Source organism: Pseudomonas putida (assembly GCF_028682455.1).
Taxonomy (GTDB): domain Bacteria; phylum Pseudomonadota; class Gammaproteobacteria; order Pseudomonadales; family Pseudomonadaceae; genus Aquipseudomonas; species Aquipseudomonas putida_AA.
Window position 1 is genome coordinate 1,121,747 of the sequence record NZ_JANHLD010000001.1, and the last position, 19,651, is coordinate 1,141,397.

Here is a 19,651-nt window from a genome sequence, read left to right on the forward strand (position 1 = left end):
TCGAAGATTTCACTCAGCACGGAGCTGACATGAATTACACCTCTGACGATGCGCGTTCATGCCCGGTAAAAAGCACACTTCGCAATGTTGCGCTTGCGGCCCTTGTCGCTGGCGTTTCCACCTATGTCTCTGCCGGCCAGCCCCCGGCCAGTGAGCCTGTAGCGTCCACTCCCGTAGCCTTGAGCGCAGCTTCAGGCCAATCCGCGGGGTGGCGGGAGGAGTACGCTTACGCGGTTGGTATCCAGGCGTACATTTACGCCTACCCGCTGATCTATCTTTCCGAGCTTCGCTACAAGTGGGCCAATGACGCAACCTCCTACCCCTATGCGGCACCGAACCACTTCTACCATTTCCCCAATATCGCCGACGCCAGTTATAAGGATGGCGGTTCCCCGAATAACGATACCCTCTACTCGTGGGGCTTTCTTGACCTGAGCAAGGAACCCGTGGTGATAGCGCATCCAGACATGGGCACGCGCTACTTCACCTTCCAGCTGGCGGACATGTATGCCGACAACTTCGGGTTTATAGGCAAGCGTACAAGCGGTTCGAAGGCCGGCGCATTTCTGGTGGTTGGCCCGAACTGGAAAGGTGATCGACCCGCCGGCATCAAGGGGATTATCCGCTCGCGTACGCCCAGCGCCCTGGTTTTTGGCCGAACCTTCACCGCAGGGCCAGAAGACGTTCCAGCGGTCAACCAGCTCCAACAACAGTTTCAAGTTGTCCCACTCAGTTTGTGGGGCAAGAAGGGCGTAGCGCTGCCCGAGAACCGCAACGTCATGAAGCCCTTCGAGCGTAGCGCCGATCCGCTGGCCGACTGGAAAACCATCAATCGAATGATGGATGAAAACCCGCCACCCGCAAAAGATGCGCAGCTGGCCAAGCTGTTTGCCAGCGTCGGCATCGGTGCTGGCCAGGCCGGTACCTTCGATCGGCTCAACGAGCAAACAAAACGGGGCTTGGCGCGCGCCGCGACAGAAGGGCGACGGCTGGTGCAAGCCATGGCCACTCAAGGCGTCAGTTCGAAGTTGGTCAACGGCTGGCTGATCACGCCGCATACGTTTGGTCGCCAAGGGTTGACCGACGAATTCGGCGGGCGTGCGGCGTGTGCCAAAGGCGGGATCATCTGCAACGACGCCGAGGAGGCGGTGTACTTTCCGGCGTATGTCGATGTAGACGGCAAGGTATTCAACGGCGCCAATCACTACACGCTGCGTTTCGAAAAAGGCCAGCTGCCTCCCGTCAATGAGTTTTGGTCAGTCACCCTGTACGGCCCTGACTTCAACCTCGTCGATAACCCCATCGACCGATATGCGATACGCAGTCGCACCCCTGGCGTCAAACAGGATGCAGACGGTTCGACGACGTTCTACCTACAGCCTGATTCACCTGGCCCGGATAAAGAGTCAAATTGGTTGCCGACGCCAGAACAAGGCCGCTTCAGCATGCTGCTGCGAGCGTACTTGCCAAAGCAAACCGTGCTCGACCAGACCTGGGTTCCGCCAACAGTGAAGGTGGTCACTCACTAGCCGGATCCGACAGAAAAGGGCTTGCCCGGGTAAGCCCTTGACTCGATTTGTTGCGCGAAAAAATTGTTGACCTTCCTGATGTGTCAAGTCCGATAACTGATTCGAAAGCTGATTGATCTCAGCACATACAAGTCGAATCCAGCCGAGGAAGGCACACGATGAAGCGCAACCGCGTAACCCTGATCTCTGCGACGATAGGTGTCGCGCTCACGCTGGCTGGCTGCAAGGAGACGGTGCCGTCCGCCGCACCGGCGCAACCACCCAGTGTTCCGGTTGCAGAGGTGATCGTTCGCCCGGTAACGCCCTTTGTCGAGTTCACAGGTTCGCTCACTGCCGTCGAACGGGTCGAACTGCGTCCGCGCGTGGCTGGCTATATCCAGGACGTCAGCGTGCCGGAAGGACGCCTGGTTGAAAAAGGCAGCAGGCTGTTTCTCATCGATCCACGGGTATTCCAGGCTGCGCTGAATGTCGCTACGGCGCGCCTGCGGGAGGCCGAGGCGGCAGCATTGCTGGCCCAGCAGGAACATTCCCGGGCTGAAGAGCTGTTTGCCAAAAAAGTGGTTGCCCGCGATCGCCTGGACACGGCGATTGCCTCGCGCAATGCCGGCAAAGCCCAGGTAGACGCCGCCAGGGCAGCGCTGGAGGCGGCGCAACTGGACCTGAGTTTCACCCGCGTCACCGCGCCGATCAGTGGCCGTGTCGGCCATGTGCAGGTCACCGAGGGCAACTATGTCACCAATGGCGTGACACCCCTGACGACCATTGTCTCGGTCGATCCGCTGCATGTGTATTTCGATGTCGACGAACGCACATACCTGCGCTCACTGGCACCTGGGCGGAGCAAAGCGGTTGCCGATGCCTCGCAGGCGCCGAAGGTGATGGTGGCGCTGCTGACCGACAACGCCTATTCACGCCCCAGTCGCCTGGACTTCCTGTCCAACGCTGCTGATCGTGGAACGGGTACGGTGCGGGTTCGTGCGATTGTCGACAACCCCGATGGCCAGCTGACGCCGGGGCTTTTTGCCAAGGTCAGGCTGGAAACCGGTGCGCCGCAGGATCGGGTGCTGATCGCCGATCATTCAATCGGTACCGACCAGGGCAGCCGTTATGTGCTGGTGGTCGATGAAGGCAACAAGACGCAATACCGGCCGGTGGAGCTGGGGCCGATGATCGATGGCTTGCGTGTCATCAATCAAGGCCTGCACGCCGGGGAGCGCATTGTCGTCAAAGGGCTGGTGCGCCCTGACATGCAGATCGCTCCTCAGGTGGCTGCGATCGACGGCACGCCAATCGACCTGTCGAACATCGTAGGAGACGCGCCATGACGTTTCCGCGTTTCTTCATCGATCGCCCGATCTTCGCCATCGTCCTCTCGGTGCTGATGATGATCGCAGGCGCGGTGGCCTTCTTCCAGCTGCCCCTCAGTGAATACCCGGCGGTTACGCCACCCACTGTACAAGTGACCGCCGCCTATCCGGGCGCCAACCCCAAGGTCATCGCCGAGACAGTCGCGGCACCGCTCGAGCAGGCAATAACCGGTGTGGAGGGCATGCTCTACATGTCTTCGCAATCGGCAACGGATGGCCGAATGATCCTCACGGTCACCTTTGCCCAGGGGACCAACGCCGACATGGCTCAGGTCCAGGTGCAAAACCGGGTCTCGCGCGTGTTGTCGCGGTTGCCCGAAGAGGTGCAGCGCCAGGGCGTGGTCACACAAAAGACCTCGCCGGACATTCTGATGGTGGTTCACCTGCTGTCGCCCGACAAACGCTACGACCCCCTGTACATCTCGAACTACGCCTACCTCCAGGTGCGCGACGAGTTGTCCCGCATCCAGGGTGTCAGCGATGTCCTGGTGTGGGGCGCTGGCGAGTACAGCATGCGCCTCTGGCTCGACCCGGACCTGATTGCCGCGCGCGGGCTGACCGCTGGCGACGTGATTGGCGCAGTACGTGAACAGAACGTACAGGTGGCGGCCGGCTCGGTGGGCCAAGCGCCCGATTCCACCGCTGCATTCCAGATCACGGTGAACACCCTCGGCCGCTTGAGCGACGAACAGCAGTTCGCTGACATCATCATTCACACCGGCGACAACGGCCAGGTGACCCGGCTGCGCGATGTCGCACGGGTCGAGATGGGTGGCGATGCCTATGCACTGCGCAGTTTGCTCGATGGCGAACCGGCGGTTGCCTTGCAGATCATCCAGAGCCCCGGTGCGAATGCTCTGGATGTTGCCCAGGCGGTGCGTGAAACCGTACAGCGGCTTGAAGGTAACTTCCCTGCAGGACTCAGTTCGCGCATTGCCTATGACCCGACGGTGTTCGTTCGCGCTTCGCTGGAGACGGTGGCGACCACGTTGCTCGAAGCGATCCTGCTGGTGGTCATAGTGGTCGTGGTGTTCCTGCGCAACTGGCGGGCTTCGCTGATCCCGCTGATGGCCGTGCCGGTGTCCCTGGTCGGTACTTTCGCCGTGATGCACCTGATGGGCTTTTCCCTCAACACCTTGTCGTTGTTCGGCCTGGTACTTTCAATCGGTATCGTCGTCGACGATGCGATCGTGGTGGTCGAGAACGTCGAGCGACATATCGAGAATGGCGAGCCGCCTCTCCAGGCGGCACGGCGTGCCATGGACGAGGTGACCGGTCCGATCATTGCGATTACCTCGGTACTCGCTGCGGTATTCATCCCGACCGCGTTCCTGAGCGGCTTGCAGGGCGAGTTCTATCGCCAGTTCGCGCTCACCATCGCCATCTCGACCATTCTCTCGGCGGTCAACTCGCTGACCCTGAGCCCGGCACTCGCCGGCATGCTGTTGCGTCCGCGCAAGGCCGGGATCGCCCGTGATCCGCACAGCCTGCAGGGGCGCGTTGCGGCTGTGCTGCAAGCGCTAGGGCGGCCATTGCAGCGTGTCCCGGGTATTTATGGCAACACCGTGCGCAAGGTCGTGCGGGTCAGCGGGGTGGCACTACTGGTGTACGTTGGGCTCCTGGGCCTGACCTTCTTCGGCTTCCAGGCCGTTGCGCCGGGCTTCGTGCCGATGCAGGACAAGTACTACCTGGTCGGCATCGCCCAATTGCCGAACGCGGCATCGCTGGATCGCACCGAAGGCGTGGTCAAGCAGATGTCCAAGGTTGCGCTGGCCGAACCCGGTGTTGAAAGCGTCGTTGCGTTCCCCGGGCTGTCGATCAATGGCTTCGTCAATGTCCCGAACGCCGCAGTGATTTTCATCATGCTCGACCCGTTCAAGGACCGCGCGACGCCTGAGCTCGGGGCGGCCGCGATTGCCGGGCGCCTGCAAGCGCAATTCGCCACGATTCCCGACGGCTTTCTCGGCGTGTTCCCGCCACCGCCGGTGCCTGGCCTGGGGGCTACCGGTGGTTTCAAGATGCAGGTCGAGGACCGTGGCGGTGCTGGCCTTGAAGCCCTGGTCCAGCAGACCCGGATCCTGATGATGAAGGCCAACGAGTCTGGCCAGCTGGCAGGGCTGATGACCAGCTTCGACATCAATGCGCCGCAGCTCGACGTGGTCATCGATCGTACCCAGGCGAAAAGCCAGGGGGTGAAGCTTGCGGATGTGTTCGAGTCGCTGCAGGTCTACCTGGGCTCGCTCTACATCAATGACTTCAACCGCTTTGGCCGCACCTACAAGGTGACCGCCCAAGCCGATGCCGACCATCGCATGCAGGCCGAAGCCATCGGCCGCCTGCAGGTTCGCAACGAGGCGGGGGCGATGTTGCCGTTGTCTTCGTTTGTAACGGTCTCGCCGAGCTCCGGCCCGGACCGGGTGATCCGCTACAACGGCTACCCCTCGGCCGATATCACCGGCGGCGCGATGCCCGGGGTCAGTTCGGGGCAAGCGGTGGCGGTCATGGAGCGTCTCGCCAAGGAGGTGTTGCCAGAAGGCATGAGCGTTGAGTGGACCGACCTGACCTACCAGCAGAAACTGGCCGGTGATAGCGCGTTGTTCATCTTCCCGCTGTGCGTACTGCTCGCCTACCTGATCCTCGCGGCGCAGTACAACAGCTGGTTGCTGCCGCTGGCGGTGCTGCTGATCGTGCCGATGTGCCTGTTGAGCGCAATCATCGGCGTGTGGATCGTGGATGGCGACAACAACGTCTTCGTGCAGATTGGCCTGGTCGTGCTTGTGGGCCTGGCCGCGAAGAACGCCATTCTCATTGTCGAGTTTGCACGAACGCTGGAAGCCCAGGGATCGAGCACGCTGGACGCGGTGGTCGAGGCGTGCCGATTGCGGCTGCGGCCAATCCTGATGACCTCGCTTGCCTTCATAGCCGGTGTCGTGCCGCTGGTGCTGGCGAGCGGCGCCGGGGCCGAGATGCGCCAGGCGATGGGCGTCGCGGTGTTTGCCGGGATGCTCGGGGTGACCTTGTTCGGCTTGTTCCTGACACCGGTTTTCTATGTGCTGATCCGCGCCCTGACGGTTCGCTGGGAGCGGTACAGGGAAAAATTGCAGCCGCAGCTGGAGGAGAGCAGCTCATGAAAAACCTTGTCCAGAACCTGCTGCTACCCCTTGGCGCGGCCTTGCTGCTGGGCGGGTGTGCGGCGGTAGGCCCCGACTATTCTGCGCCATCGGCGACGGCGCGCTATCCGGTCAGTTTCGGGGAGGGCTCGCAGGGGCTCGGCCCGGGAAATGTCGAGGTCCAGTGGTGGCGCGCCTTTGATGAGCCGGTGCTGGTGAGCTTGATTCAGCGCGCACTCGCCGCCAACCATGACATCGCCATCGCAGCCATGCGCCTTGAAGAAGCCAAGGCCATTCTGCGCGAGAACCGCCAAAGCTTCCTGCCGAGCGGCGGGCCTGCCTTCGGTTATGAAAGTTTCAAGCGCAGCGATGCTGAAACACCCTCCGGGCAGGCGCGGCATATCGAGACCTATCGCGCTTCAGTCGATGCCTCGTGGGAAATCGACCTGTTCGGTCGCGTGCGGCGATCCGTGGAGGCGGCCCAGGCCCAAGCGGGCTCGCGCGAGGCGCTGCTGCGCGATGTGCAAGCCAGCGTCGCTGCGGCGGTGGCGGCCACCTGGTTCGAACTGCGTGGTCTGCAAGTCGAACGGGCAGTCGTTGACGACATCAGTAAAAGCCAGCGCGAAAGCCTGCACATGGTCGAGCGCCTTGTCCAAGCGGGTTCCGCCCACGAAGTCGACCGGCTGCGTGCCGAGGCGTTCCTGCACGCTGTAGAGGCTACCGCCCCGGACCTTGAACGGCGCCGCGCAGCGTCCAGCAATGCCTTGGCGGTGCTTCTCGGTGAGGCGCCGCAGACCTTCGGGTTGCCTGCTGCTTCAGCCGAGCTACACACCCTGGCCATTCGAACGATCGGGATAGGCGACCCCGCCGGGCTCCTGGCTCGGCGTGCCGATATCGTCGCAGCCGAACGCAACCTTGCCGCCGCGACGGCGCAGATCGGCGTGGAGACCGCCGGCCTGTATCCCGAGGTGCAGGTGCGGGGTTCGCTCGGCCTGGTTGCCGGCAGCCTTGATGCGTTGAACGACGCCGGAGCCCCCTCGAACTTCATTGCCCCGGTGATTCGCTGGTCGCTGCTCGATCGTGGGCGGGTGCGCGCGCGGATTGCCGCCAGCGAGGCCCGCAGCCAGCAAGCGTTGCTCCTCTACGAGCAGACGCTGTTGCGCGCCTTGCAGGAAACCGATGATGCCTTCAAAGGCTATGGTGCCGCAGGTAGCACCCTGGCGCTCCAGCTGCTGGAGTCAGCGGCAAGTCGCGAGGCAGCGCGTCTTGCGCGGGAGCGTTTTTCAGCAGGCGAGGGGCTTTACCTGGAGGTGCTGGAGGCCGAGCGATCCGACTTGAACAGTCGGCGTGCGCTGGCGGTCGCCCGTACCAATCAGCGCCTGGCGGTGGTCAGCATCTACAAGGCGCTGGGGGGTGGCTGGGAGGTTTGCACGCAGCCGGACCAGGACTGCAGCGGCGCGGGTGAAAGCAAAAGCTTGTCATTTGTGCGACAGATCAGCGCCAGGCCTTGACCTTCCCCCGTTGGGAGGCTTCAAGCTTTCGTCAACAGCACATTAGAGGAGTAATCCAATGGCTTCTGTCGAGGTTCAACCAGGCTCCAAATCACCCGTGTCTTCCAGTCGTCTGAGTCTGCCGGTCGATGGCATGACCTGCGCCTCTTGCGTAGGTCGGGTCGAGCGTGCGCTCAAGGCGGTACCCGGCGTCGATTTGGCTGCAGTCAACCTTGCCACCGAGCGCGCCGATATCACCTTCAACGGCCAGGCCGACCCACAGGCGGCGGTCACTGCCATCGAGCGCGCAGGCTATGCCGTGCGCGAAGAGACCCTTGAGCTGGCGATCGAAGGCATGACGTGCGCCTCCTGTGTTGGCCGTGTCGAGAAAGCGCTGAAGAAAGTCCCGGGTGTGCTCGAAGCCAACGTCAACCTGGCGACCGAGCGCGCTCGGGTGCGCCACCTGGCCGGAGTGGTGTCGGCCGCCGACCTGGAAGCGGCAATCAAACACGCCGGGTACAGCGCCCGCCGTTTGTCTGCTGAAACCCAACAGGCAGGCGATGCCGACGGCGACCGCCGTGAACGCGAAGCCCGCGGATTGCGGCGCTCCTTGCTGATTGCGGCGGTCCTCACCTTGCCGGTGTTCATCCTGGAGATGGGCTCGCACCTGATACCCGGCATGCACCATTGGGTGATGGAAAACATCGGGCAGCAGACTAACTGGTACATGCAGTTTGTCCTCGCTACCCTGGTGCTGTTCGGTCCGGGGCTGCGCTTCTTCCACAAGGGCGTGCCCGCGTTGTTGCGCGGCGCTCCAGACATGAACTCGCTGGTCTCGGTCGGTACCGCTGCAGCCTATGGCTATTCGGTGGTAGCCACCTTCGTCCCCAAGGTGCTGCCGCCAGGCACCGCCAACGTTTATTTCGAAGCCGCGGTGGTCATCGTTACCCTGATCCTGCTGGGGCGCACGCTTGAGGCACGCGCCAAGGGCAAGACCTCGCAAGCCATCAAGCGCCTGGTCGGGCTGCAAGCCAAGACCGCGCGCGTCGAGCGCAATGGCAAGACCCTCGAGGTTGCTCTCGACGAGGTCACCACTGGCGATATTGTATTCGTGCGTCCGGGCGAGAAGGTGCCGGTCGATGGCGAAGTCATCGAGGGCTCCTCCTACGTTGACGAGAGCATGATCAGTGGCGAACCGGTGCCCGTGTCCAAAGGCGTGGGCGCCGAAGTGGTCGGCGGTACGATCAACAAGACCGGGGCGTTCAGTTTCCGCGTCACCAAGGTCGGCGCCAACACTGTGCTGGCCCAGATCATCCGCCTGGTGGAGGAAGCACAGGGCTCCAAGCTGCCGATCCAGGCACTGGTCGACAAGGTGACCATGTGGTTCGTGCCAGCAGTGATGCTCGCCGCCACGCTGACTTTCCTGGTCTGGCTGGTGTTCGGTCCGGAACCGGCGCTGACCTTCGCCCTGGTCAACGCCGTGGCGGTGCTGATTATCGCCTGCCCATGCGCCATGGGCCTTGCCACACCGACCTCGATCATGGTCGGTACCGGGCGGGCGGCCGAGCTCGGCGTACTGTTCCGCAAGGGCGAAGCCTTGCAAGCGCTGCGTGATGTGACCGTCGTTGCAGTCGACAAGACCGGCACCTTGACCAAAGGCCGCCCGGAACTGACCGACCTGATCACCGCCGAAGGCTTTGAGTACGACGAAGTGCTCGCCCTGGTTGCAGCGGTCGAGACCCGCTCCGAACACCCGATAGCCGAAGCTATTGTGGTGGCGGCAGAACAGCGCGGCCTCACAGTCGCTGCGGTCGAGCGATTCGATGCCACACCAGGCTTCGGTGTGTCTGCCACCGTCGCTGGCCGCACCGTCGCCGTGGGCGCGGATCGCTTCATGACCCAGCTTGGTCTTGATGTGTCCGGTTTCCTGGCCACTGCCAAGCGCCTCGGCGAGCAAGGCAAGAGTCCGCTGTATGCAGCGATCGACGGCCAACTGGCAGCGGTGATTGCGGTCGCCGACCCAATCAAGGAGTCGACGCCCGAGGCCATCAAGGCGCTGCATGCGCTTGGCCTGAAGGTCGCGATGATCACCGGCGACAACGCGGCAACCGCAGCGGCGATTGCCAAGCAGCTGGGTATCGATGAGGTGGCCGCCGAAGTCCTGCCCGACGGCAAGGTTGCGGCACTGAAGAAATTCCGCAGCGAGGGTGCGCGGGTAGCGTTCGTCGGTGACGGCATCAACGATGCGCCGGCACTGGCCGAAGCCGACGTCGGCCTGGCCATCGGTACCGGCACTGACGTGGCGATCGAAGCGGCCGACGTGGTGCTGATGTCGGGTGACCTGCGCGGCGTGCCGAATGCCATCGCCCTCAGCCAGGCGACCATTCGTAACATCAAGCAGAACCTGTTCTGGGCCTTCGCCTACAACGCGGTGCTGATCCCGGTCGCGGCGGGGGTGTTGTACCCGGTGAACGGCAGCTTGCTCTCGCCGATTTTCGCCGCAGCGGCGATGGCGCTTTCCAGCGTATTCGTGCTCGGCAACGCGCTGCGGCTCAAACGCCTGCAGGCTCCGCTGTCGGTTGAATCGCGCGCCGAGAGCGCCGCAAGCAGCAACGCCGCCGTACCGGCGAATTGACCCTTGATCAACCCGGCCTGCGGGCCGGTTGATCCAGCCCCTTGAGAAGAGCGTCCTGATGAAACAGATCGAGATACGCCAGGCCGGACGGACCATCGTTGTGCCAGACGGTATGACGATCCTGGAAGCGGCCCTCGCCGACGGTATCGCCTACCCCCATGGCTGCCGGTCCGGGCGCTGCGGGTCGTGCAAGTCACGGCTGATCAGTGGCGAAGTGGAGCTGCTGGAACACAGCCGCTTCGCGCTCTCGCAGGAGGAGAAGTGCCTGGGGCTGGTCCTTGCCTGTCGGGCCCTCCCGCGAACCGATGCGATCGTCGCCTGGCTTGGCGGCGACGAGCAGCTGCCGGTCCATCCCCGTCGTCAGCTCAACTGCCGGGTCAAAGCCATCGACAATGCCACCCACGATATCAAGCGTATCCAGCTCGATATCGGCGAGGCCGAGCCGCTGGCGTTCACCGCAGGCCAATATGCGCAGCTTACCTTCCCGGGTGCGCCTGGCCGCGATTACTCGATGGCGAACCGGCCTGGCGAGCGAGTGCTGGAGTTTCACATACGACGGGTGCCGGACGGCGCCACCACCGGGCGCGTTCACCAGCTGTTGCAGCCCGGCGACCCGGTAGCGCTCGAAGGGCCGTTCGGCTCTGCCTGCCTGCGCGAGCAACACACCGGGCCGATCTTGTGCATCGCCGGTGGCTCGGGCCTTGCGCCTATCAAGGCGATCGTCGAGGCAGCCGTTGCCCAGGGCATGAAGCAACCGATCCACGTTTATTTTGGGGCGCGCAGCGAGCGTGACCTCTATCTGGTCGAGCACTTCCAGGCGCTGGCGCGACAGTACGCCAACCTGAGGTTTATCCCTGTGCTCTCGGACGTCGCCGTTACGGGGCATTGGCGTACCGGCTACGTCACCGATGCGATAGCCCACGACCTGGCCGATCTCGATGGCTGGAAAGCCTATGTGGCAGGGCCGCCATTGATGGTGGAGGCGGCTATGCAGATCACCCAGGCCCGCGCACTACGTACCGAAGACCTGCATGCCGACGTGTTCTTCACGCCTGCGGGAGAAAATGAGGAGACATGATGTGAACAAGTTAGTTGTTACTGCCCTGATAGTTGCCACTATTGCACTGGCTTCCCCTGCGATCATGGCAAAAGGCGGTAACCCGCATAACAATGGCAATTATGATTTAAAGAAGATAGACACTACGCCGCTGCTGGTGTGGCGAAATGGAAAGTTGGTGAAAAACCCAGCGTACGCAATCGAGCGCAGCAACGCCCAGGACCAGTCTAGGCAAGCCTCCCGCGCCAGCGAAGAAGGCATGCAAGACGAATGACTCGTTGGTTTATTTCGCTTCAAAGTGATTGACCTTGCCCCACGGGCAAGCACTAGACTTTTTGAACGTCGTCAATAATCAGGAGATACAGATGCATAGTTTCCATGTTCCCAATATGACCTGCGGTGGCTGCGCAAAATCGGTTACCAATGCACTTAAAAGTATTGATTCGGACGCGAAAGTTGAAACTAACCCGTCAGCTCGCGAAGTGAAGGTCGAAAGTTCGCTGGACAGGGACGCTTTCGTCCAAGTGCTTGGCGAAGCCGGCTATCCCGTCAAGCAGTAACCCGTGGTTTGCAGGCCGCACCTGGCCTCATCGCTGGCAAGCCAGTTCCTGCAGGCTTGTCAGCGGCGGGCTGAAAGCTGCTGCGGCGCTAGAAATGCATCATGGAAGTAGTTTCGAAACGCACTCATCGCCGGGCTGAACTCCCGCTCCCGGTGCCAGGCCAATCCCACACTCATCGGCGTCACCTTGTCGGTAATCGTCAGGGTTTCGATCCGTTTGCCTTCCAGCGACCAGGGCCGGTGCACCAGGTCCGAGAGTATCGCCACGCCACTGCCGTTGGCCACCATGCTGCGCACCGCTTCCACCGAGCTGGTGCGCACGCGCACGTTAGGGCGTTGGTGCGCGTGTTCCCAGTAGCGCATGGCGCTTTGTTCGGCTTCATCGACGGTCAGCAGGATGTAGGGTTCCCTGGCCACGTCGGCCAGGCTGACGGCGGACTGTTCGCACAGAGGGTGGTGGCTGGGCAGCCATAGGCGGCGTTCGGAGTTGAACAGGGTTTCGGAGACGATGTCCGGGTGGGTGAGGTTGGCGGTGAGTACCACGGCCATGTCGAACTGGCCCTGCAGCAGGCCTTGTTCGATGGATTCCCTCTCCTGCTCATGCACTTCGATGGCCACGTCCGGGTGCCAATGCCCCAGGCGTTGCAAGTGGTGGGGCAGGAAGTAGCCGATCACCGTGTAGCTGGCGGCCAGGCGCAGCAAGCCGCTGGCACGCACGTCGGGCAGCGGGCTGTTGAGGGCGTCGTCGACGCTGCGCAGGATCACGTAGGCCCGATTCAGAAAGTGCCGGCCGGCATCGGTCAGGCTCATGCCCTGGGCCGAGCGCTGGAACAGCAGGGTGCCCAGCATGGCTTCCAGCTCCTTGATGGCGGTGGTTACCGCCGATTGGGAGATGTTCAGGTGGATCGCCGCTTGCGAGATCTGGCCGATCTCGGCAGTGGCAACGAAGTAGCGCACCTGGCGCAAGGTCAGTGACATGAAGGCTCCGGCCGGGCAGGTATCTGTTTTTCAGAAGATGCCCTATCTGTTAATAGATCTTCCCAAGGGGTGGGGAGGAATCTAACGTGGCCTGCAGGTAGTGACAAGTGTCAGGAGCGAGCACCATGCAGGCAGTAGATTTCAATTCGGACATGGGCGAAGGCTTTGGTCCGTGGACCATCGGCGATGGCGTCGACAATGAGCTGATGGGCTTCATCAGTTCGGCCAACATCGCCACCGGTTTTCATGCCGGCGACCCCGGCACCATGCGCCGCACGGTCGAGCAGGCCAAGCGCCTGGGCGTGGCGGTCGGCGCGCATCCGGGCTTTCGCGACCTGGTCGGTTTCGGCCGCCGGCACATCAACGCGCCGGCCCAGGAGCTGGTCGACGACATGTTGTATCAGTTGGGTGCCCTGCGCGAACTCGCCCGGGTCCAGGGCGTTGCGCTGCAGCACATCAAGCCCCACGGCGCGCTGTACATGCACCTGGCCCGGGACGAAGAAGCGGCGCGCTTGCTGGTGGAGAACCTGCAGCGCCTGGAGCCTGAGCTGTTGCTGTACTGCATGCCCGGCTCGGTGATCTGGCGGGTTGCCAACGAGCTCGGCCAACCGGTGATCCGCGAGTTCTACGCCGACCGCGAATACGATCTCAGCGGCTCCATCGTCTTTACCCGGAACGTGCGTGCCTACGACCCCGCCCAGGTGGCGGCGCGGGTGTTGCGTGCCTGCCAGGAAGGCGTGGTGCGCACGGTCGAGGGGGAAGACCTGGCGATCGAGTTCGACTCCATCTGCTTGCACAGCGACACGCCCGGTGCCCTGGCGCTGGTCGAAGCCACGCGCAAGGCGCTCGACAGCGCGGGGATCATCGTGCGCGCGCCGCGCTGAATCCGGGGCAAGCACCCAGTGCCAACGTCGCCGGGGGCTGCCCACCCATTTTTTTTGCCTGCCTTTCTACAACTAATTCCAAGAGGAACAGACATGGCCGAACACACTGTTATCACTCCATTGCCCGGCACCTTCTACCGCAAGGCCACCCCTGATTCGGCGGTCTACGTCGAGGAAGGGGCGCAGGTCAGCGCCGACACCGTGATTGGCCTGATCGAAGTCATGAAGCAGTTTTCCGAACTGACCGCGGGGGCGGCAGGGCGGCTCGGCGCCTTCCTGGTGGAAGACGGCGACCCGGTGGAACCGGGTCAGGTCATCGCAACGCTCGACCCAGCGTGAGGGCGTGATCATGACGCAAGCCATTCGTAAGTTACTGGTCGCCAACCGTGGCGAAATTGCCGTGCGGATCATCCATGCCGCCAAGGCCCTGGGCATTCCCACCGTGGCCGCCTGCAGCGAGGCGGATATCGACTCCCAGGCCGCGCGCCTGGCGGACGAAGTGCATATCCTCGGCCCGTCCCGTGCCGACAAGAGCTACCTCAATGTCGAGGCCTTGCTCGGCGCCTTGCAGGTCACCGGTGCCAATGCGGTACATCCCGGGTATGGCTTTCTTTCGGAGAATGCCGACTTTGCCGAGGCGGTGCTCGCCGCCGGCGCGATTTTTGTCGGCCCCAGCCCGCAGACTATCCGGCGCATGGGCGACAAGGCCGAGGCGCGGCGCACGGCACAAGAGGCTGGTGTACCCGTGGTGCCGGGCTCGCCCGGTGAGCTGTTCGACGTCGATTCGGCTCTTGAGGCTGCCGAGTCCGTTGGCTACCCGTTGCTGATCAAAGCCTCGGCCGGTGGCGGCGGGCGTGGTATTCGCCTGGCGGAAAACGCCCAGCAATTGAGTGAAGAGTTTCCTCGCTCCCAACGCGAGGCCCAGGCTGCATTCGGCAATGGCGCGGTGTACCTGGAACGCTTTATCAGCAAGGCGCGGCACATCGAAGTCCAGGTGTTGGGCGATGGCAAGAACGCCGTGCACCTGTTCGAACGTGAGTGTTCACTGCAGCGTCGGCGGCAGAAGATCTTTGAAGAGGCGCCGTCGCCGGCGCTGAATCAGCAGCAGCGCGAAACGCTCTGCGCCAGTGCGGTGCGCCTGACCGAAGCCCTCGGCTACACCGGTGCCGGGACGCTGGAATACTTGTATGACGACGTCACCGGCGAGTTCTTCTTCATCGAGATGAACACGCGGATTCAGGTCGAGCACCCGGTCAGCGAGTTGATCACCGGTATCGACCTGGTCCAGGCGATGCTGCGCATTGCCGGTGGCGAACCGCTGGGATTGAGGCAAAGTGACATCCAGTTGAACGGCGCCGCCCTGCAGATGCGCCTGAACGCCGAAGACCCATCCCGGGACTTCTTCCCCAGCCCCGGGCAGGTAGACACGCTGATCTGGCCGCAAGGGGAGGGCGTCCGGGTCGATAGCCATCTCTATCAGGGTTACCGCGTGCCGCCTTACTATGACTCCCTGTTGGCCAAGTTGATCGTCCATGGCAGCGACCGTGCCCAGGCATTGGCCCGTGCGCGCCTGGCGGTGGAGCAGACCACGCTCACCGGCATGGCCAGCACCTTGTCGCTGCACGGCGAACTGCTGCAGCAACCCTGGTTGCACAGCGCCGATTTTCATACCGGCACCCTCGAAACCTGGCTGGCCGAGCGCCGCAGCGGAGGTAACGCATGAGCACCCCGATCCGTTACAGCTTTGGCGCAGACGAGCATTTGTTTGCCGAAGTCAGCGACAGCATGTCGCTTGAAGCCTTCTTCAAGGGCATGGCGGTGACGCGCGCGGTGGAGCGCCTGGCCCTCGATGGCGTACTGGATGTGTGCCTGGCCAATGCGTCGTTCCAGATCCGTTTCGACCCGGACCGCATTGCCCCTCAGGCACTGCTCGAAGCGGTCAAGACCGCCGAAGCCGAGGCCGTCGCGCAACGCAGCCTGCACACGCGGATCATCGAGATTCCGGTGCTGTACAACGACCCCTGGACCCACGAAACCCTGATGCGCTTTCGCGACCGCCACCAGGACCCGAGCGTGACCGACCTGGAGTACGCCGCACGGGTCAATGGCCTGGCGGATGTCGACGCGTTCATCGCCGCCCACAGCGGTGCACCGTGGTTCGTGTCGATGGTCGGCTTCGTCGCAGGGCTGCCGTTCATGTTCCAGATGGTCGAGCGCGAGCGCCAGTTGCAGGTGCCCAAGTACCTGAGCCCACGTACCGATACGCCGAAGTTGACCCTGGGCCACGGCGGCTGTTTCGGCTGCATCTACTCGGTGCGCGGCGCCGGTGGCTACCAGATGTTCGGTGTCACGCCGGCACCGATCTACGACCCGCAGCAGAACCTGGCGTACCTCAAGGAGCACATGGTGTTCTTCCGCCCGGGCGACATCGTGCAGTTCAAGCCGATGGATCGTGAGGCCTACGACCAGGCCGTCGCCGAAGTGGAGGCGGGACGCTTTGATCTGCGGATTCGCCCGGTGGAATTCTCGCTGGATGCATTTCTGGCCGACCCAGTCGGCTATCCCAAGTTGTTGCAGGAGGTGCTGGCATGATCAAGGTACTCAAACCCGGCCTCGCCACCTCGGTGCAAGACCTGGGGCGCGAGGGCTACTACCACCTGGGGATCCCGCCTTCCGGCGCGCTCGATCAGTACGCCTTGAGCGCGGCCAACCAGTTGGTCGGCAACCCGGCCGGTGCGGCGGGGCTGGAATGCACGCTGCTCGGCCCCGAGCTTGAGTTCCAGCAGGATGCCCTGGTGGCAGTGTGCGGGGCGCACATGATGCCGAAGGTCGATGGCATCGACATGCACCCCGACACCGCCTTCACGGTAAAGGCTGGGCAAGTGCTGCGTTTTGATTTTCCCAAAGCCGGCGCGCGGGCCTACCTGGCGGTCGCCGGTGGCATCGATGTGCCGGTGGTGCTCGGTAGCCGTTCGACCTATGCCCTGGGTGCGCTGGGTGGCTTTCACGGCCGCCGGCTGATTGCCGGGGACGAGTTGCCGGTGGGGGTCGCCAGTGGCAAGAGCCGGGCCGGGGCGAGCCTGCCCATGGCTTTGCGTCAGTCATTGGGTGGCGAAATCACCCTGCGCGTGGTGCCGGGCTTGTATTACGAGCGCCTGACTGCCGCCGCGGCCGACAGCTTTTTCGCCGAAGCCTGGACCGTGGGCTCGGAAGCCGACCGTATCGGCTACCGCTTCAAGGGCGGCAGTGCGCTGAACTTTCAGCCGCGCGAGCAACCGTTCGGTGCCGGTTCCGATCCGTCGAACATCGTCGACAGCTGCTACCCGATTGGCTCGATCCAGGTCCCGGCCGGCCTCGAACCTATCGTGCTGCACCGGGATGCGGTGTCGGGTGGCGGCTACGCCATGATTGGCACGGTGATCAGCGCCGACCTCGACCTGATCGGCCAGATGCAACCCAACCAGAAGGCCCGGTTTGTTGCCGTCACCCTTGAAGAAGCGCTGGAAGCACGGCGTTCCTACAAGAAAAAACTGGCCTGCCTGAGCAAACTGTTTCCCTCCTGATCCCTGGTAGGCGCGGGCTTGAATCGCGAGGCGGTGGTGTGGCTGATCACGTCATCGCAGGGCAAGCCCGCTCCTACCGGCGTATACTCCGCGGCCATATCAAGCGCCGGGGGAGAAGTTCATGCGCCAGGTTTTGCTTATCGTTGACGTCCAATCCACATTCAGCCCACCCGAGTGGCTGGTCGACGGCGTGCGGGCGTTGTCTGCGAGGATACCTGCGGTGGCGTCGGTCGAGTTGCATGATGAGCAGGTAACGCCTTTCCAGCAGCAGCTTGGCTGGCACCCGGCGGCCGAGGACGAAAGCCTGGTCGAGGCCGACCAGGTGTTTATCAAGCACGGCTATGGCCAGAGTGCAGAGGCCATTGCGTACTTGAAGCAGTTGGGCGTCGAGCGGGTGCTGGTCTGCGGTATCCAGACCGAAACCTGTGTGCTGGCCGCCGGCTTTGCGCTGTTCGATGCAGGGCTCAACCCGACGCTGATCACCGACTTGACCGTCGGCTCGTCCCTGGACAGGTCTGGCCAGCTGGGGATCGACCTGTGGAAGCATCACTTCCGCCAGGTCACCACCGGTGCCGAGGTCATCGCCGAACTGTCGTAGTCGCGGGGCCAGCCCGCGCCTGCAGGACGGTTACGCAGCACGCTCCAGGGCGCCCAACAGGTCCACGAACTCCATCGAGAGTTTGTTGCGCGGCGCCAGGCGGACCAGCGGGATGGACGCTTCGTGGGATTCGCGCATCTTCACCGAGCTGCTCAGGTAAGTCGGCAGAACGGGCAGGCCTTCGGCGAGCAACTGGTCGATCAGGGTTTGATGAAGGGTGGTCCGACCGGAGAACTGGTTCACCACGATCCCCTCGAGAAGCAGCGACTCGTTGTGGTCGAAGCGCAGGTCCTCGACCTGGGCGATCACGCTATACAGCGCCTGGCGGGAAAAGCTGTCGCAATCGAAGGGAATGAGCAGCCTGTCGGCCGCCACCAGGGCACTGAACGTATAGAAGTTCAGCGAGGGCGGGGTATCGATATAGATGCGTTCGTAGTCTTGCGAAAGCTCGACCAGCAACCGGCGTAGCTTGTTGACTTTGAACTTGCTCTCAAGCTTGGGCTGGATGTCTGTCAGGTCTGGGCTGGCGGTCACCAGGTGGAGGTTGTCGTACGCCGTTTCGGTGATGGTCACGCGGGATTTCTTGCTCGCAGGTCCGCTGGACAAGGTCTGCTTGAAAAAGTCGGTGATACCGGACGGGATGTCGTTGTCGAGAAGACCCGTGAGGTAATGCGTTGAGTTTGCCTGAGGGTCGAGGTCGACCAACAGTGTCCGGTATCCCTCGGCGGCACTGACTGCGGCGAGGTTGCACGCAATGCTGGATTTACCCACTCCACCTTTCTGATTGAATACAACTCGACGCATGAGGCGCTTGATCCTTGAGTAAGGCTACGACTGAATGAAAAATCAGGAGCAGTCCTTAATTTATTACCAAGATGTTTCAGAATTAAGTCACTTATCCAGAATCCTCCTGACCTCGTCTGTAGGAGCGGGCTTGCCCCGCGATAAGGCAGATGCCGCCCACGCAAATCGCTGGGCAAACCCGCTCCCACCAAGTTCGGTGCAAGGCGTCAGGCCAATGTGTCCACCACACCTCCATCCACACGCAAGGCTGCACCCGTTGTCGCCGATGCCTGCCGGGAGGCCACATAGACCACCAGGCTGGCCACTTCATCGACCGTCGACGCCCGCTGAATGATCGAGCTTGGGCGGTGCTCCATGACGAAGGCGGCGGCGCATTCTTCCAGTGATCTTCCGCTCTCGGCGACCTCGTCCTTGAGCATGTGCGCCACCCCCTCGGACAAGGTCGGGCCGGGCAGTACCGCGTTGACCGTTACGCCGGTCCCCGCCAGTCGTTTGGCCAGCCCGCGGGAAACCGAGAGGTTGGCGGTCTTGGTGAAGCCGTAGTGGATCATGTCGGCCGGGATGTTCAGTGCCGATTCCGAGGAAATGAACACGATGCGGCCCCATTTGCGCTCGACCATGGCCTCGGCATAGGCCCGCGACAACCGTACCCCGGACATCACGTTGACATCGAAGAACTGTTGCCAGGTGTCGTCCGGCGTGTCGAAGAAGTCTTGCGGGCCGTAGATGCCGACGTTGTTGATCAGGATGTCCACCCGTGGCACCTGCGCAACCAGCTGCGTGCAGCCGTCGGCATTGCCGACATCGGCGCTCACGCCGCCTACCTTGGCAGCAGCGAATGACTGCTTGATGGAAGCCACCGCAGCGTCTACCGCTGACTGGCCTCGGCCATTGACGATGACCTCGGCGCCAGCCTCGGCAAGGCCCTTGGCGATGGCGAATCCGATACCCGTAGTGGAGCCCGTTACCAGGGCGATCTTGCCGCTCAAATCGATTTTCATGGCCTGTATCTCGTAGCGAGGGGGTGTCTGAAATCTAGCAGTATTGCCTGGCGACGATCATCGCCGCGCACGGGCC

At 62.8% G+C, this 19,651-nt stretch carries 17 protein-coding genes; 14 read left to right on the top strand and 3 right to left on the bottom strand.

What is annotated here, in order from left to right; translation table 11 throughout:
* The first annotated feature begins 29 nt into the window (after positions 1-29).
* The 8 genes from NPS58_RS05495 (at position 30) to NPS58_RS05530 (ending at position 11,748) form a co-directional block, all read left to right on the top strand.
* Positions 30-1,529, top strand: a complete 1,500-nt coding sequence (locus NPS58_RS05495; RefSeq protein ID WP_274114248.1) for a DUF1254 domain-containing protein — start codon at positions 30-32, stop codon at positions 1,527-1,529.
* Positions 1,530-1,687: 158 nt separating this feature from the next.
* Complete coding sequence (locus tag NPS58_RS05500; RefSeq protein WP_274114250.1) at positions 1,688-2,854, top strand: efflux RND transporter periplasmic adaptor subunit; 1,167 nt, start codon at positions 1,688-1,690, stop codon at positions 2,852-2,854.
* The gene (locus tag NPS58_RS05505) at positions 2,851-6,027 is read left to right on the top strand and encodes an efflux RND transporter permease subunit (protein WP_274114252.1); all 3,177 of its coding nucleotides are present in this window, start codon (positions 2,851-2,853) and stop codon (positions 6,025-6,027) included. The genes NPS58_RS05500 and NPS58_RS05505 overlap by 4 nt, the downstream gene beginning before the upstream one ends.
* A complete protein-coding gene (locus NPS58_RS05510) occupies positions 6,024-7,517 on the top strand; it encodes an efflux transporter outer membrane subunit (RefSeq protein ID WP_274114254.1) in 1,494 nt (497 codons plus the stop codon). The genes NPS58_RS05505 and NPS58_RS05510 overlap by 4 nt, the downstream gene beginning before the upstream one ends.
* Positions 7,518-7,575: 58 nt before the next feature.
* On the top strand, positions 7,576-10,131 hold the full coding sequence (locus tag NPS58_RS05515; RefSeq protein ID WP_274114256.1) for a heavy metal translocating P-type ATPase: 2,556 nt from the start codon (positions 7,576-7,578) through the stop codon (positions 10,129-10,131).
* Positions 10,132-10,189: 58 nt separating this feature from the next.
* Complete coding sequence (locus NPS58_RS05520; protein WP_274114258.1) at positions 10,190-11,209, top strand: 2Fe-2S iron-sulfur cluster-binding protein; 1,020 nt, start codon at positions 10,190-10,192, stop codon at positions 11,207-11,209.
* A 1-nt stretch (position 11,210) separates the two neighbouring features.
* The gene (locus tag NPS58_RS05525) at positions 11,211-11,462 is read left to right on the top strand and encodes a hypothetical protein (RefSeq protein WP_274114260.1); all 252 of its coding nucleotides are present in this window, start codon (positions 11,211-11,213) and stop codon (positions 11,460-11,462) included.
* Between the two features lie 91 nt (positions 11,463-11,553).
* A complete protein-coding gene (locus NPS58_RS05530; protein ID WP_274114262.1) occupies positions 11,554-11,748 on the top strand; it encodes a heavy-metal-associated domain-containing protein in 195 nt (64 codons plus the stop codon).
* Between the two features lie 59 nt (positions 11,749-11,807).
* On the opposite strand, the gene NPS58_RS05535 is transcribed toward NPS58_RS05530, so the two are convergent.
* On the bottom strand, positions 11,808-12,725 hold the full coding sequence (locus NPS58_RS05535; protein ID WP_274114263.1) for a LysR family transcriptional regulator: 918 nt from the start codon (positions 12,723-12,725) through the stop codon (positions 11,808-11,810).
* Positions 12,726-12,850: 125 nt separating this feature from the next.
* On the opposite strand from NPS58_RS05535, the gene NPS58_RS05540 reads away from it, so the two are divergent.
* From NPS58_RS05540 to NPS58_RS05565, 6 genes are all read left to right on the top strand, one after another.
* Positions 12,851-13,609, top strand: coding sequence for a 5-oxoprolinase subunit PxpA (locus tag NPS58_RS05540; RefSeq protein ID WP_274114264.1), 759 nt, complete (start codon positions 12,851-12,853; stop codon positions 13,607-13,609).
* Between the two features lie 93 nt (positions 13,610-13,702).
* The gene (locus tag NPS58_RS05545) at positions 13,703-13,948 is read left to right on the top strand and encodes an acetyl-CoA carboxylase (protein WP_274114266.1); all 246 of its coding nucleotides are present in this window, start codon (positions 13,703-13,705) and stop codon (positions 13,946-13,948) included.
* 10 nt (positions 13,949-13,958) lie between these two features.
* Positions 13,959-15,332 (top strand): acetyl-CoA carboxylase biotin carboxylase subunit, encoded by a 1,374-nt coding sequence (locus NPS58_RS05550; protein ID WP_274114268.1) that lies wholly within the window; start codon positions 13,959-13,961, stop codon positions 15,330-15,332.
* Complete coding sequence (locus NPS58_RS05555) at positions 15,329-16,201, top strand: 5-oxoprolinase subunit B family protein (protein ID WP_274114269.1); 873 nt, start codon at positions 15,329-15,331, stop codon at positions 16,199-16,201. The genes NPS58_RS05550 and NPS58_RS05555 overlap by 4 nt, the downstream gene beginning before the upstream one ends.
* Positions 16,198-17,172, top strand: coding sequence for a biotin-dependent carboxyltransferase family protein (locus NPS58_RS05560; protein WP_274114270.1), 975 nt, complete (start codon positions 16,198-16,200; stop codon positions 17,170-17,172). Before NPS58_RS05555 ends, NPS58_RS05560 begins: the two co-directional genes overlap by 4 nt.
* Positions 17,173-17,293: 121 nt before the next feature.
* The gene (locus NPS58_RS05565) at positions 17,294-17,770 is read left to right on the top strand and encodes a cysteine hydrolase family protein (protein ID WP_274114272.1); all 477 of its coding nucleotides are present in this window, start codon (positions 17,294-17,296) and stop codon (positions 17,768-17,770) included.
* Positions 17,771-17,800: 30 nt separating this feature from the next.
* Here the strand turns inward: NPS58_RS05565 and NPS58_RS05570 are convergent, their stop codons facing one another.
* Together NPS58_RS05570 and NPS58_RS05575 are read right to left on the bottom strand one after the other, a co-directional pair.
* Positions 17,801-18,574: a ParA family protein gene (locus tag NPS58_RS05570; protein ID WP_274114274.1), complete on the bottom strand. Its 774-nt coding sequence runs from the start codon at positions 18,572-18,574 to the stop codon at positions 17,801-17,803.
* Positions 18,575-18,780: 206 nt separating this feature from the next.
* Positions 18,781-19,575: an SDR family NAD(P)-dependent oxidoreductase gene (locus NPS58_RS05575; RefSeq protein WP_274114276.1), complete on the bottom strand. Its 795-nt coding sequence runs from the start codon at positions 19,573-19,575 to the stop codon at positions 18,781-18,783.
* Between the last annotated feature and the right edge of the window lie 76 nt (positions 19,576-19,651).